Origin of the sequence: Allobosea lathyri (genome assembly GCF_900108245.1) — a bacterium.
GTDB classification, from domain to species: domain Bacteria; phylum Pseudomonadota; class Alphaproteobacteria; order Rhizobiales; family Beijerinckiaceae; genus Allobosea; species Allobosea lathyri.
This window is the reverse complement of record NZ_FNUY01000007.1, coordinates 1-13,284: the sequence shown is the minus strand read 5'-3', so window position 1 is coordinate 13,284 and position 13,284 is coordinate 1. Positions and strand designations below refer to the sequence as shown.

Annotated in this window: 15 protein-coding genes; 5 read left to right on the top strand and 10 right to left on the bottom strand. The window is 66.6% G+C overall.

Features of this window, described 5'->3' with window-relative positions; translation table 11 throughout:
* The first annotated feature begins 76 nt into the window (after positions 1 to 76).
* Both C4S73_RS16565 and C4S73_RS16560 read left to right on the top strand, forming a co-directional pair.
* Positions 77 to 1,759 carry a methyl-accepting chemotaxis protein gene (locus C4S73_RS16565; RefSeq protein ID WP_103873641.1) on the top strand — a complete coding sequence of 561 codons (1,683 nt, stop codon included), beginning with the start codon at positions 77 to 79 and terminating at the stop codon, positions 1,757 to 1,759.
* Between the two features lie 106 nt (positions 1,760 to 1,865).
* Positions 1,866 to 2,957 carry an ATP-dependent DNA helicase gene (locus tag C4S73_RS16560; protein ID WP_103873640.1) on the top strand — a complete coding sequence of 364 codons (1,092 nt, stop codon included), beginning with the start codon at positions 1,866 to 1,868 and terminating at the stop codon, positions 2,955 to 2,957.
* 165 nt (positions 2,958 to 3,122) lie between these two features.
* Here the strand turns inward: C4S73_RS16560 and C4S73_RS16555 are convergent, their stop codons facing one another.
* Together C4S73_RS16555 and C4S73_RS16550 are read right to left on the bottom strand one after the other, a co-directional pair.
* A complete protein-coding gene (locus tag C4S73_RS16555) occupies positions 3,123 to 3,947 on the bottom strand; it encodes an anti-sigma factor (RefSeq protein ID WP_103873639.1) in 825 nt (274 codons plus the stop codon).
* Entirely contained in the window at positions 3,944 to 4,525 is a 582-nt protein-coding gene (locus tag C4S73_RS16550; protein ID WP_103873638.1) for a sigma-70 family RNA polymerase sigma factor, read from the bottom strand. Before C4S73_RS16550 ends, C4S73_RS16555 begins: the two co-directional genes overlap by 4 nt.
* A gap of 193 nt (positions 4,526 to 4,718) precedes the next feature.
* Between C4S73_RS16550 and C4S73_RS16545 the strand changes: the two genes are divergently transcribed.
* From C4S73_RS16545 to C4S73_RS16535, 3 genes are all read left to right on the top strand, one after another.
* Positions 4,719 to 5,528 (top strand): DUF4394 domain-containing protein, encoded by an 810-nt coding sequence (locus tag C4S73_RS16545; protein WP_200828034.1) that lies wholly within the window; start codon positions 4,719 to 4,721, stop codon positions 5,526 to 5,528.
* Between the two features lie 209 nt (positions 5,529 to 5,737).
* Positions 5,738 to 7,258, top strand: coding sequence for a DUF1800 domain-containing protein (locus C4S73_RS16540; protein ID WP_103873637.1), 1,521 nt, complete (start codon positions 5,738 to 5,740; stop codon positions 7,256 to 7,258).
* 5 nt (positions 7,259 to 7,263) lie between these two features.
* The gene (locus tag C4S73_RS16535; RefSeq protein WP_244595634.1) at positions 7,264 to 8,511 is read left to right on the top strand and encodes a DUF1501 domain-containing protein; all 1,248 of its coding nucleotides are present in this window, start codon (positions 7,264 to 7,266) and stop codon (positions 8,509 to 8,511) included.
* A 380-nt stretch (positions 8,512 to 8,891) separates the two neighbouring features.
* Here the strand turns inward: C4S73_RS16535 and leuD are convergent, their stop codons facing one another.
* The 8 genes from leuD to C4S73_RS16505 form a co-directional block, all read right to left on the bottom strand.
* Positions 8,892 to 9,494 carry a 3-isopropylmalate dehydratase small subunit gene (leuD, locus tag C4S73_RS16530; RefSeq protein WP_103873636.1) on the bottom strand — a complete coding sequence of 201 codons (603 nt, stop codon included), beginning with the start codon at positions 9,492 to 9,494 and terminating at the stop codon, positions 8,892 to 8,894.
* A 59-nt stretch (positions 9,495 to 9,553) separates the two neighbouring features.
* Positions 9,554 to 9,817: a hypothetical protein gene (locus C4S73_RS28940; protein ID WP_280177609.1), complete on the bottom strand. Its 264-nt coding sequence runs from the start codon at positions 9,815 to 9,817 to the stop codon at positions 9,554 to 9,556.
* Positions 9,817 to 10,185 (bottom strand): LysE family translocator, encoded by a 369-nt coding sequence (locus tag C4S73_RS28935; RefSeq protein ID WP_280177608.1) that lies wholly within the window; start codon positions 10,183 to 10,185, stop codon positions 9,817 to 9,819. The genes C4S73_RS28940 and C4S73_RS28935 overlap by 1 nt, the downstream gene beginning before the upstream one ends.
* 23 nt (positions 10,186 to 10,208) lie before the next feature.
* Positions 10,209 to 10,712 (bottom strand): metallopeptidase family protein, encoded by a 504-nt coding sequence (locus tag C4S73_RS16520; protein ID WP_103873635.1) that lies wholly within the window; start codon positions 10,710 to 10,712, stop codon positions 10,209 to 10,211.
* Positions 10,712 to 10,957: a hypothetical protein gene (locus tag C4S73_RS16515; protein ID WP_103873634.1), complete on the bottom strand. Its 246-nt coding sequence runs from the start codon at positions 10,955 to 10,957 to the stop codon at positions 10,712 to 10,714. Before C4S73_RS16515 ends, C4S73_RS16520 begins: the two co-directional genes overlap by 1 nt.
* A gap of 27 nt (positions 10,958 to 10,984) precedes the next feature.
* On the bottom strand, positions 10,985 to 12,400 hold the full coding sequence (gene leuC / locus C4S73_RS16510) for a 3-isopropylmalate dehydratase large subunit (protein WP_103873633.1): 1,416 nt from the start codon (positions 12,398 to 12,400) through the stop codon (positions 10,985 to 10,987).
* A 119-nt stretch (positions 12,401 to 12,519) separates the two neighbouring features.
* Entirely contained in the window at positions 12,520 to 12,696 is a 177-nt protein-coding gene (locus tag C4S73_RS28260; protein WP_160115800.1) for a hypothetical protein, read from the bottom strand.
* A gap of 249 nt (positions 12,697 to 12,945) precedes the next feature.
* Positions 12,946 to 13,284: transposase (locus C4S73_RS16505; protein WP_146071373.1), on the bottom strand; the 339-nt coding region annotated here is incomplete at its 5' end.

Below are 13,284 nucleotides of genomic sequence, written 5' to 3'. Positions count from 1 at the left end.
ATTGTTTTTGCCTGACGCGTTAACCCGCCGTTCGTTCGTATCTGCGAAACCCTCGCCTAGTTTGGCTGGGGTGACGATGGCAATGCGCAGGTTGGGTTTGACGGCGAAGATCACCCTGCTCTTCGCCCTGCTCGGCATCGCCGCCGGGATAGGCCTGGTCAGTGCCGTGCGGGGTCTCGATGCGGTGCACAGCATCGACAAGGAGGCCTTTGCCAGCGTCGCTCTCGCCAACAAGGCGTCCCTGCTGGCCGATCGCGTCGCCCATGCCTCCCTGCTCAGCCACTTCTACGACGATGCCAGCGCGAAGAATGTCGCCGACGGGCTCGACCAACTCGACGGGGCCATCGAGCTGGTCGATTCGGCGCGGGCCAGTCTGATGTCCTCGCTGCCGGCTGCGATGCGGCAGGCCAATCCGACGCTTGATCCCAGCATCCGCACGTTCATCGATTTCCAGAAGGACATCGTCGATATCGGCCGCCGCGTCTCGGCCAAGGCGGCGCAGCTCGAGGCCGGTGCGGAGGCGGCCCGCCTGAATGTGCGCCAGATCCTCGCGACGACATCGACGATGCGGGACGATCTCGGCCACCAGGCTGGCCGCGCGACCGAACGCGCAACCGCATTGGCGGAGCAGGTGCGCCAGCAGACCATCACGGTGGCCGCGCTGTTGCCGCTGGCCGGGGGGCTGCTGGCGATCCTGTTGCTGCGGACGCATCTGACGCGGCCGTTGCGCGAATTGATGGATGCGATCGCGCTCGCGACCTCGTCGGACGAGCTGATCGAGGTGCCGCATCGGCAGCGCAAGGATGAGATCGGCCAGCTGGCGCGAACGGTGCGCGCGCTCAGCGAGGTCCGCGCCACGCTGACGACGCGGGAGGCCGAGGCCGATCTTGCGCAACAGCACCAGCAGGAGCGCTCGCAGGAGCTGGAGCGTATTGCCTGGGATTTCGAAGAGCGCATTGGCGTCCTGCTCCGCGAGATCGCCGGTTCGAGCGAGATGCTGCGCGCGGCGCTGCAGGATTCCGCCGTTCGGGCCCAGCAGGTTTCGGAGAGCACTGCGACGGCGGCAGCCGCGGTGCGCGGCGCCGGCTCGGAAGCGAACGCCACGACCGAGGCTGCACTGCGGCTCGAGGAAATCGTCGGCCAGATCAATGCCGAGATTCGCCGGGTGTCGGTGATGGCGACCGCGGCGACGCAGGAGGCGGCCGGTACAGCCACGCTCGTCGGCCGCCTTACCGAGAACGCCTCGAAGATCCGTGATGTGGTTGGGATTATCGAGGCGGTCGCGCGCCAGACCAATCTGCTGGCACTGAACGCGACCATCGAGGCGGCGCGAGCCGGTGTCCATGGCCGTGGCTTTGCTGTCGTCGCCAGCGAGGTCAAGGCGCTCGCGGGCCAGACGGCGGAAGCGACGGCCCAGATCGTCGGGCGCATCACCATGGTCAATACGGCCCTGTCCGACGCGGCCAATGCCGTCTCGACCATTGCGGTCAGCGTCGGGGCCGTCGAGCAGGCCAGTGCCGAGATCTCGACCATGGTCGACTCCCATGCCGAATTGCTCGGCTCGCTCGGCGACACCGTCTCGCGCATTTCGCATGTGACGGGGACTGCGGCGGGCGCCATGTCCGAGATCGCAAACGTCAATGTGCAGACGGTTGCGCAGGCCGACATGGGTGCATCGAGCGCCGGTGAGCTCGACCTGCGCATCGCTGCGCTGCAGAGCGAGGCCGTCGAGTTCGTCCGCCGCCTGCGCGCGGCCTGATGGCGCCGCGCCATCGCGTTGCGGGCGATAACGCGCTTGCCATCGGCGCGCGACTCGGCCCCATCTGCGGCATGTCCCTGTCCGCTCCCTTGATGAACCGCAGCCGATGAACTGGTCCCCGCAACAGGATGCCGCCCTCAGTGCGGTTGCGCGCTGGCTCCAGACCGGCGAGCCGCAGCTGTTTCGCATGTTCGGTTATGCCGGCACCGGCAAGACGACGCTGGCGCGCCATATCGCCGAGGCTGTCGATGGCGATGTCGTTTTCGCCGCCTTCACCGGCAAGGCTGCTCTCGTGCTGCGCAACAAGGGTTGCGAGGGCGCGCAGACGATCCATTCGCTGATCTATCGCTCGCGCGGTGTCGAGGAGGAGAGTCCGACCTTCGTGCTCAACCGCGAGAGCGTCGCCGCCAAGGCGAAGCTCATCATCATCGACGAATGTTCGATGGTCGACGAGGATCTGGGCAAGGACCTCCTGTCCTTCGGCACGCCTGTGCTGGTGCTGGGCGACCCGGCCCAGTTGCCTCCGGTCAAGGGCGGCGGCTTCTTCACCGAGGTCGAGCCCGATGTGATGCTGACCGAGGTGCATCGTCAGGCGGCCGACAACCCGATCGTGCGGATGTCGATGATCATTCGCGAGGGCGGGCGGCTCGATGTCGGCGATTACGGCCCAAGCCGCGTCATCCGCCGCGCGGACGTGAATCCGGAGCTGGTGATGGGCTGCGACCAGGTTCTGGTCGGCATGAACAAGACGCGCCGGAACTACAATGCCCGCATTCGCCAGCTGATGGGCCGCACCGAGACCGTGCCTGTCGCGGGCGAAAAGCTGGTCTGCCTGCGCAACGACAAGAGCAAGGGCCTGCTCAATGGCGGTTCATGGATCGTGCAGGAGCTGAAGACCTCGAAGAAAGGGCTCGTCACCATGCGCGTGACGCCCGAGGACGACACCAATGGCAAGCCGGTGAAGGTCTCGGTGCTGCCGAACTTCTTCGACGGCACCGAGGAAGAGGTGCCATGGGAGCTGCGCAAGCACACCGACGAGTTCACCTTCGGCTACGCACTGACCGTGCATAAGGCGCAGGGTTCGCAATGGAACGACATCGTGCTCTTCGACGAGAGCTTCGCTTTCCGCGAGCATCGTGCGCGGTGGCTCTATACTGGGCTGACGCGGGCGGCGGAAACGATCACGGTGGTGGTCTGAGGGGGCTGATTTCACTCAGAAACACGCAGTCATCCCGGGCTTGACCCGGGATCCATTCCGGAGCGCTTGCGATTGATGTTCAGGCATGGATCCCGGGTCTCCGCTACGCTGCGCCCGGGATGACCAACCGAGACCGTCCTGAACGCGCAACGCTCCAGCCGAAACTCACAGCGCCTGCGATGTCGTGCCCTTGGCGACGATCGGACCGGTCGGGCGGCCTGTCGGCGAGCCCGTCGCGTTCTCGATCGTGATCTCGAAGAGCTGGTCGCGCCCGAGAGGCAACTGGTCGAGCCGCAGTGGCGTCGAGCGCGCGCGGTCGATCAACCCGACCGAACGCGGGCCGACGGCGCGGTCCCAGAGCGTCCAGATTTCCAGCGCCTTGCCTTCGGGCACATGGATGTTCTGCAGCGGCACCATCTCGACGCGGCCATCGGCGAAGGTGTTGACCACGGCTGCCGCAACGCTCGCCTCGGTCAGCAGCACGGCGACCAGAACGGGCTGACGCTTGGCCCGGTCGAGGGCTCCGACAAGGCCGACAGCGAGAACGATCGCCGCGAGCGCGCCGGCCAGCGCCGCTCCGCGCCAGACGAACAGGCTGTTCCACCAATCCGCGAAACGGCCGCCGGCCGTTTCCATCTGCCTGGCGGCGGTGCCCACTTGCCTGCCGGCGGCTGCCTCTATCTGCCTGCCGGCGGCTTGCCCCTGCCGCAAAGCGGGTTCGACCCGCGCCTGCGCGCTCTGGGCGACGGCGATGATGCCGGCCTCGATGCGAGGCCAAAGGGTGGGCGAGGGCGGAATCAAGGGCGCTGTCGCATCGATCGGCGCCAGGTGGACGCGCCAGCGCTCGACGACGCGAGCGAGGTCGTGATCCTCCTCCAGCCGGCGCTCGAAGGCGGCGCGTTCGGCACCTTCGATCAGGCCCATCACATATTCGCCGGCTAATGCGTCGCGGTCGTCGGGCGTCGAGGATCTGTCAGGAGGCTGGCTCATCCAAGGCACTCCTTGAGTGACATCAGCGAGCGCCTGATCCAGGATTTCACCGTGCCGATCGGCATGCGCAAACGGCCGGCGATTTCGCCATGGGTCAGGCCCTGGACGAAGGCCAGCAGGACGATGCTGCGCCGCTGCGGCGGGAGCATCTCCAGGCAGCCATGCAGGGCCTTGGCGTCGCTCAGCTTGGACATGACGGTTTCTGGATCGTCCTCTTCACTCGCCGTTTCCTCGGCGATCGGCCTGTCGCTCGTTTCCGTCCGCTTCTCGTCCCGCAGGATCGAGAGCGAGCGGTTGCGCAGGATCGCGTAAATCCAGGTCAAGCCGCCGCCGCGCTGTGGATCGAACCGCGCGGCATGCCGCCAGATCAGGATGAAAGCGTCCTGAACCGCCTCCTCGGCGAGCGCACGACGCTTCAGCAATCGCTGAGCAACACCCACCATACGCGGCGACTCCGCATCATAGATGCGCTTGAGCGCCGATTTATCTCCGGAGGCACAGGCAAGCAGCGCGATCTCGATATCCCTGGCCTTGTCTGCATCCCTGGCCTTGTCTGCTCGCGCGGCGTCGCTCGCCATTCCTGTCTCCCTCATGGGCCAGATGTCCCGCCGGTCGCCCCCCAGCGAGAGGTTACATGCCAAAACTGGCCGTGGATGCAGGGAATTTCTTTATTTTTTGCCGCGCATCCGGGCTTTCCCGCTCCGCTTATCCGATCCGAGTGCCGCTAACCGAAACCGGTTGGGCACCGGCAGATCAACCGGAGGAAAAGACATGACCAAAACCAAGCGGATCAAGACCACGCGTCTGGCCCTGATTGCCTCGACGATGCTGGCGACGTCACTCGCCGCTCCGCTGGCCGCACAGGCCGGCATGCTCGCCGCGCTCACCGGCGACGACACCCTGACGATGATCGACACCGCGACACAGAAGGCCGGCAAGTCGATGAAGGTGACCGGCATCAACGGCAAGATCGCGGGCATCGATGTCCGCCCCGCCGATGGCATGCTCTACGCGCTCACCACGGACGGCACGATCTACACGGTCGACACCACCGGCAAGGCGACGATGAAGTCCAAGATGGACACGGTGCTGGCCGCCAGCGCCATGGCGACCGTCGATTTCAATCCCGTCGCCGACCGTCTCCGCGTCATCGGCTCCGATGGCACCAACCTTCGCGTCAATGTCGATGACGGCAAGGTCACGGTCGATGGCAAGCTGAAATTCGCCGAGACCGACATGCATAAGGGCGAAGCGCCGATGATCGTCGCGGGCGCCTACACCAATTCGGTGAAGGGCACCAAGGAGACCGCGCTCTACGACATCGACGGCAAGATCGGCGGCCTCATCAAGCAGGCTCCGCCCAATGACGGCGTGCTCGGCGCAGTCGGCAAGCTCGGCGTCACCCCGAAGGCGATCGCCTTCGATATCGAAACCGCCGCCGATGGCACGAACACCGGCTGGCTCCTGGCGGATGGCGCCCTGCACAAGGTCGACCTCGCCACAGGCAAGGCCTCTATGGTCGGAAAGGTCACTGGGCTCAGCGCGCCGGTGCGTGATGTCGCGGCGTTGCCGGTGATGTAAGCTCGGAGCGACCTGACCGGCCATCTGGGAGGGCCGCCGCTTCCTCGGGAGCGGCGGCCTCTTTTTTGAGCTTTTCGCCCGGTTTCGATCCCCTTTTCCAGCGCGATTTTCGATGCCGTCCAATTGTCCCTGTTCCGCTCCGGAATTCGCCATAGTTCTGCGTCCAGCTTGGCGTGCGGTCGTCGTCGATCGCGGCCGGAGACGACAGCATGGCGAGCCCATCCGTGTTGAGAACAAACAGCCTGGGTCTGCAGCGTTTCGGCCTCGGCTTCAGGTTGGGCCAGCCGCCGGGCGCCCGGGGCGAGGCGCGGGAGTTGTTGCTCGCCGAGATCGAGCGCGGCACCGTCGCGCAGCCCACCAATCTGCCCTTCGCAGGCTCGGCCGAAATCGGCGCGGCGCTCTATGCCTTCGAGGATCAGGAGAAGAGCGAGCGTGAGGCCAGACGCGTGCTGGCGCAGAATGCGGCCGCGCCAAATGCTTCGGTGCCCAACGCAGCGGGGCAGGGGGCGCAAATCGCCACTGCGCCGCCGGGCGCGCAAGTCGGCACTGCGCCGCCGGGCGCGGCGAGTTCTGTTCAAAACCAGATGCCGCAGCCGAGCAAGCCACCGAACGAACCCGCGCTGCCCTACAAGACCTATCGCGACGAGGTTCTGGCGCGCGTGCTGCTTGCCCTGGAGCCCGATGGCGGAATTGGCGAGCGGCTGGTGCAGTTCTGGTCGAACCATTTCTGCATCGGCGCCACCAAGAGCAACATGACCCGCATCATGGCCGGCGCCTATGAGCGAGAGGCGATACGCCCGCATGTTTTTGGCCGCTTCGAGGATATGCTGGTCGCGGCCGAGAGCCATCCCGCCATGCTCGACTTCCTCGACAACCGGCTCTCGATCGGGCCGGGCTCGCCGGCCGGCAAGCGACGCGGGCGCGGCCTCAACGAAAACCTCGCGCGCGAAATCCTGGAACTGCACACGCTCGGCGTTTCCGGTGGCTATGGCCAGATCGACGTCACCAATCTCGCGCGCATCATCACCGGCTGGACCGTGGTCGGGCGCGAAGGCGGGCTCGGCGCGCCCGGCTCGTTTGCCTTCAATGCCGGGCTGCACGAGCCCGGCGAGCCGCCGCTGCTCGGCAAGCCCTATGGTCAGCCCGGACAGGAAAAGGGCCTCGCCGCCTTCTCCGATCTGGCGCGCCACCCTGCCACGGCCGATTTCGTCGCGATCAAGCTGGTCCGCCATTTCGTCGCCGACGAGCCGCCGCCCGCTCTGGCGCGCGACCTCGCGACGGTCTTCCGAAGGACCGATGGCGACCTCAAGGCAGTTTCGCGCGCGCTGCTGGAATCCGACGTCGCCTGGGAGGCACAGCCCACCAAGATCCGCACGCCGCAGGAATTCCTGATTGCTGCGTATCGGGCGCTGGGGCGCAAGCCCGATAGCGGGCAGATCATTGGGCCGCTCGGCGTGATGGGCCAGCCGTTCTGGCAACCCTCCGGACCCAATGGCTATCCCGATACCAACGATGCCTGGGCTTCGGCGGAGGGCATCAAGACCCGCATCGACGTCGCCGCCAATTGGGGCCGGCAGGCGGCGGGCAGCGTGCCCGATCCACGCGCGCTGGCTGAGGATGCGCTCGGCCCGCAAATCTCGGCCGAGACCCGGCAGGCGATCGCGCGCGCCGAAAGCAAATCGCAGGCGCTGGCGCTCCTGCTGATGTCGCCCGAATTTCAGCGGAGGTGAGGCGCATGTCCGACACTGACGACGATTGCGAACGGATGACGGCTTCGCGCCGGGCGGTGCTCGGCGCGGCCGGCGCCCTCTTCGCCTGGTCCTTCGTGCCGAAATTCGCCTATGCGGCGGCGGGCAGCCGCGATCCGCGCTTCCTGCTCGTGGTTCTGCGCGGCGCGCTCGACGGGCTTTCCGCCGTGCCGCCGATCGGCGATCCCGATTATCTCGGCCTGCGCGAGGGCATCGCGCTCGCCAAGGATGGGCCGGATGCGGCGCTGCCGCTCGACGGCTTCTTCTATCTCCACCCCGCGATGCCCAATCTCGCGCGGCTCTATGCGTCGGGCCAAGCCAGCATCGTGCACGCTGCGGCCACCGGCTATCGCGAGCGCTCGCATTTCGACGGGCAGGACGTGCTGGAGAGCGGGCAAGGCGGGCCGGGCCGAACCGAGAGCGGCTGGCTCAACCGGCTGATTGCGAGCCTGCCGCAGGGCGAGGCGGTCTCGCGCCACGGCGTGCTCGGCGTCGGCGTCGTGCCGCCGCTGGTGGTGCGCGGCCAGGCTCCCATTCTGGGCTGGGCACCGCCACGCATGGCGAGGGCCGGTCCCGATCTGATGCAGCGCCTCGGCGATCTCTACGGCGAACGCGATCCCGGTCTGGCGCGCGCGCTGGCCCAGGCGATCGAGACCGAGGGCATCGCGCAACGGCGCGGCATGGCCGGCGATACCCGTGGCGGCGGCGGGCCCGACAGTATCGAGGGGATGAAGCGCATCGCCGAGGGAGCGGCCGGTCTGGTCGGCGCCGACGACGGCCCGCGCATCGCGGCGCTCGCCTTCGAGGGTTGGGACACCCATGCCAATGAGGGCGGCGCCAAGGGTCGTCTGGCGCAGTTGCTGGGCGGGCTCGACGGCGCGCTCGCCACCTTCGAGCAGGGCCTCAAACCGGTCTGGAAGGATACGGTGGTGATGGTGGTCACCGAGTTCGGCCGCACGGCAAAGGTCAACGGCACGGTCGGCACCGACCATGGCACGGGCACGGTGGCTTTCCTGGTCGGCGGCGCGGTCAAGGGCGGGCGCATGATCGCGGACTGGCCGGGCCTGCGGCCGGAGCAGCTCTACGAGAAGCGCGACCTCAAGCCGACGACGGATATCCGCGCCGTGGCCAAGGGGGTCGTCTCCGAGCTGTTCGGGCTGTCGGGGCCGGTGCTGGCGGAGAAGGTGTTTCCGGGCACGGGCGAGATCGCGCCGATGCAGGGGATCGTGGGGTAGGGCTTTCCCTTCTCCCCTCGCGGGAGAAGGTGGCGCGCAGCGCCGGATGAGGGGGCGCCGTGCCCTGTCCGATCAGCTGTACGAGGGCGCTAAACCGGTATTCGTCGAGCGCCCCCTCATCCGTCTCGGCTTCGCCGAGCCACCTTCTCCCGCGAGGGGAGAAGGGAAGCAGCGCTCAAGCCCATTCGCGCCGATGCAGGGGATCGTGGGGTAGGACTTTCCCTTCTCCCCTCGCGGGAGAAGGTGGCGCGCAGCGCCGGATGAGGGGGCGCCGTACCCTATCCGATCAGCTGTACGAGGGCGCCAAACGGTATTCGTCGAGCGCCCCCTCATCCGTCTCGGCTTCGCCGAGCCACCTTCTCCCCCGAGGGGAGAAGGAATCAAGCCCACTCGCGCTTGGCGAGCTTTTCCTCGAAGGCATCGATCTTCGCGGCCTTCTCCATGGTCAGGCCGATATCGTCGAGGCCGTTCATCAGGCAATGCTTGCGGAACGGGTCGATGTCGAAGGTCACCGTGCCGCCATCGGGGCCCTTGATCTCCTGCTTTTCGAGATCGACCGTCAGTGTGGCGTTGGAGCCGCGGTCGGCGTCGTCGAAGAGCTTCTCGAGGTCCTCGGGCGAGACGACGATCGGCAGGATGCCGTTCTTGAAGCAGTTATTGTAGAAAATATCGGCGAAGGACGTCGAGATCACGCAGCGGATGCCGAAGTCGAGCAGGGCCCAGGGCGCATGCTCGCGCGAGGAGCCGCAGCCGAAATTGTCGCCGGCGACCAGGATCTCCGATTTGCGGTAGGAGGGCTGGTTCAGCACGAAGTCGGGGTTCTCCGAACCGTCATCCTTGTAGCGCATCTCCGAGAACAGCGCGGTGCCCAGCCCGGTGCGCTTGATCGTCTTGAGGTACTGCTTGGGGATGATCATGTCGGTGTCGACATTGATCACTTTCAGCGGGGCCGGCGTCGAGGTCAGGGTGGTGAAGGGCTGCATGGCAGGGCTCCTATTCGGTGCTTTTGGCTATGAATTCGTGACGTGGGCGACAACGCGGCTCACAGCTGCGACGTCAGGAGTTTGAAACTGGCAAAGGCGAAGAAGGCGGCAAGGCAGGCTTCCGCCCGGCGCCTGATCCTGCGATAGCCCGCGATCATCGGGGCGCTCGAAAACAGGATGGCGTATCCCTGATTGATCAGCAGCGAGATCAGCAGACAGCCGATGATGATGGCGTAGACGATCGCCACGGGCGCATCGGGACGCAGGCCGAGCGCGATGATCGCCGTCCAGCTCAGGATCGCCTTGGGATTGGTGAGGTGCATCAGGTAGCCGCGCAGATAGTGCGGTGGCCGGAAACGGCGGTTTTCGGTGGCGGCATGTCGGCGCGCATGGCCGAGCGCGCCGAGCGCCAGGCCAGGAACAGCAGATAGAGACCGCCGACGATCTTGATGGCGTAGAGCGCGCCGGGATGGGCCACGACCAGGGTCGAGACGCCGATCGCGGCCAGGATGCCCCAGGTCAGCGAGCCCGTGGTAACTCCCAGCGCCAGCGTCAGCCCGGCGCGGCGGCCACGTTCCATCGAGGTCGCCATGACCGCGAGGTTGCTGGGGCCGGGGCTGGCGACAGCGAGGAAGAAGGCCGAGTAGACCAGGGCCAGATCCGGCAGATGGCGGATCAGATCGTCGATCATCGTTGATGGCTCCGCCGCATAGTTTATCGCTCCGCCGCAGCTTCGATGGCTTCCATGTCTTCATCGGAAAAGCCGAAATGATGGCCGATCTCGTGGACAAGGACATGGGTCACGATCGCGCCCAGGCTTTCATCGTTCTCCGCCCAGTAGTCGAGGATCGGGCGACGGTAGAGATGGATCGTGTTGGGCATCTGGCCGGTCTGCGGGGCGTAGCCCTGCTGCGGCAGGCCGATGCCGGTGAACAGGCCGAGGATGTCGAAGGGGCTCTCGGCTCCAAGCTCCTTCAGCACATCGTCCTCGGGAAACTCCGTGACGTTGAAGATCACGTCGCTGCAAAGCGCGCGGAACTCCTCCGGCAAGCCGTCGAAGGCCTCCTGAGCCAGCAGCTCGAACTCCGCCACGGACGGCGCCTTCGCGCCATCCCAGCTGAAGCTCGACGACGCCTCCGCGTGAGCGCTCGCGCTGGCCGAAGACGTGCTCGCGGAGGCCTTGATCGCAGAGGCCTTGATCGACGGTACGCTGCCCATCACCAGATCTTCAGTTGGTAGCCAAGCCAGTAGGCGAGGGCGATGACCGCAAACAGGGACAGGGTGCGGCCGATGCGCCGTCCCCAGAGTTCGATCTTGTCGCCTTCGGGCGCGTCGCTGCCGGAGAAATGGTCGGCGGCGCGTCCCATGGAGGAGCCGAGGAAACTCTCATGGTCGCGCTTGACGCGCTCCAGAGTGTCCTTGGCCTCCTTGGCGCGGGCGGCTTCGCGGGGATCGTTCGCCATGCTCGTGCTCCCCGCTCGGCCTCGATCTCAGCCCAGCTGCCGGACGTCGACGAAATGGCCGACAAGCGCCGCGGCTGCCGCCATCTGCGGCGAGACCAGATGGGTGCGGCCCTTGAAGCCCTGGCGACCCTCGAAATTGCGGTTCGAGGTCGAGGCGGCGCGCTGGCCCGGCTTGAGCTGGTCGGGGTTCATGCCCAGGCACATCGAGCAGCCCGGCTCGCGCCACTCGAAGCCGGCGGCGAGGAAGATCTTGTCGAGCCCCTCGGCCTCGGCCTGCTGCTTCACCAGGCCGGAACCCGGCACGATCATCGCATAGTCGAGCGAGCCGGCGATCTTCTTGCCCTCGACGATCTTGGCCACTGCGCGCAGATCCTCGATGCGGCCATTGGTGCATGAGCCGATCCAGATCACGTCGAGCGGGATGTCGATCATCTTCGTGCCGGCGGTCAGGCCCATATAGTCGAGCGCGCGCTGCTTGGAGGAGCGCTTGGTCTCGTCCTCGATCAGGGCCGGGTCGGGGACGGCGCCCGCCACCGAGATCACGTCCTCGGGGCTGGTGCCCCAGGACACGATCGGCGGCAGGTTGTTGGCGTCGAGCCTGACGATACGATCGAAATGCGCGCCCTCATCGGTGTAGAGCGTCTCCCAATAGCGCTGGGCTGCGTCCCAGGCCGCGCCCTTGGGCGCCTTGGGGCGGCCGTTGAGATAGGCATAGGCCTTCTCGTCGGGCGCGACCATGCCGGCGCGGGCGCCGCCCTCGATCGACATGTTGCAGACGGTCATGCGGCCTTCCATCGAGAGCGCGCGGATGGCCTCGCCGGCATATTCGATGACCGAGCCCGTGCCGCCGGCAGTGCCGATCTCGCCGATGATCGCCAGCGTGATGTCCTTGGCGGTGACGCCCTTGGCGACCGTGCCGTCCACCTGGACGAGCATGTTCTTGGCCTTCTTCTGGATCAGCGTTTGCGTCGCCAGCACATGCTCGACTTCCGAAGTGCCGATGCCGTGGGCCAGCGCGCCGAAGGCGCCATGGGTCGAGGTGTGGCTGTCGCCGCAGACGATCGTGGTGCCGGGCAAGGTGAAGCCCTGCTCGGGGCCGACGATGTGGACGATACCCTGGCGGATATCGAGCTCATTGAAGTATTCGACGCCGAAATCCTTGGCGTTCCTGGCGAGAGCCTCGACCTGGATGCGGCTTTCTTCTTCCGCGATGCCCTTGGAACGGTCGGTCGTGGGGATGTTGTGGTCGACCACGGCCAGCGTCTTGTGGGGCGCGTGGACCTTGCGGCCGGTCATGCGCAGACCCTCGAAGGCCTGCGGGCTGGTGACCTCATGGACGAGGTGGCGGTCGATATAGAGCAGGCAGGTGCCGTCCTCCTGCCGGTCGACGATGTGGTCGTCGAAGATCTTGTCGTAGAGCGTGCGGGGGGTGCTGGACGTCATGACGTGGAGCCTCTGTCGGATATCGAAATGTCGTGCGGATATCGAGATGTCTTAGTCGGGGCCGGCTCAGGCCGGAGGGCGCAGCGCAACGGCCTGTCGCTGGCCAAAACAGGCCGGTCTCAGGCGCGCGTAAGGCCTGCGGCGATCGACGCCGTGAAGCGTCCGAAGAAGCGCCAGGGCAGCCGGGCGTGGTCGTCGAGCGCGACGAAGTCCTGCGTCGTCGGCAGGGCAGGCAGATGGCCTTCACCCTGGACGGCGCAGACGCGCAGCATCGATCGATTGGAACGCAGTGACATGGCCGAGTGTCTAGCAGTTCTAAGGTGGCGCGACAATCGCGATCCGGCGCTGCGAGACGGGCCCATTCGAGAGCCGGCCGCGCGTGGCGCGCATGCGTCATTGAGGCACGGCAGCGGAGATCGTCTCATCTCTCCCTCAGCCCTCATCGTGAGGAGCAGTCGTGAACGATTCAGTTGGTGGCATTTCGCATCGAAAGGCGCCGTCATCCCGGACAAGCCGCGAAGCGGCGCAGATCCGGCAACTGTGTTTCATCGTGGCTGGAAGGAGCGTTTGTCGCGCAGGACGGCGTTTGCGGTGACGAGGATTTTTCGGGCGATGGCGATGAGGGCGACCTTTGCGGGTTTTCCGGCGGCAGTCATGGTTTTGTAGAGGGTCGCGAAGCGCGAGCGGGAGCGGATGGTTGCGACGGCGGCCATGTAGAGGGCCTGTCGCAGGCGCGGTCTGCCCCCGGCAATGGCGCGCTTGCCGCGGAAGGCGCCGCTGTCGCGGTTGAGCGGCGCGAGGCCCGCCAGAGCGGCGATGGTCTTGGGCGAACGCTGGCCGAGCTCGGGCATGAGCGCGAGCAGGGTCGGACTGGTGACCGGTCC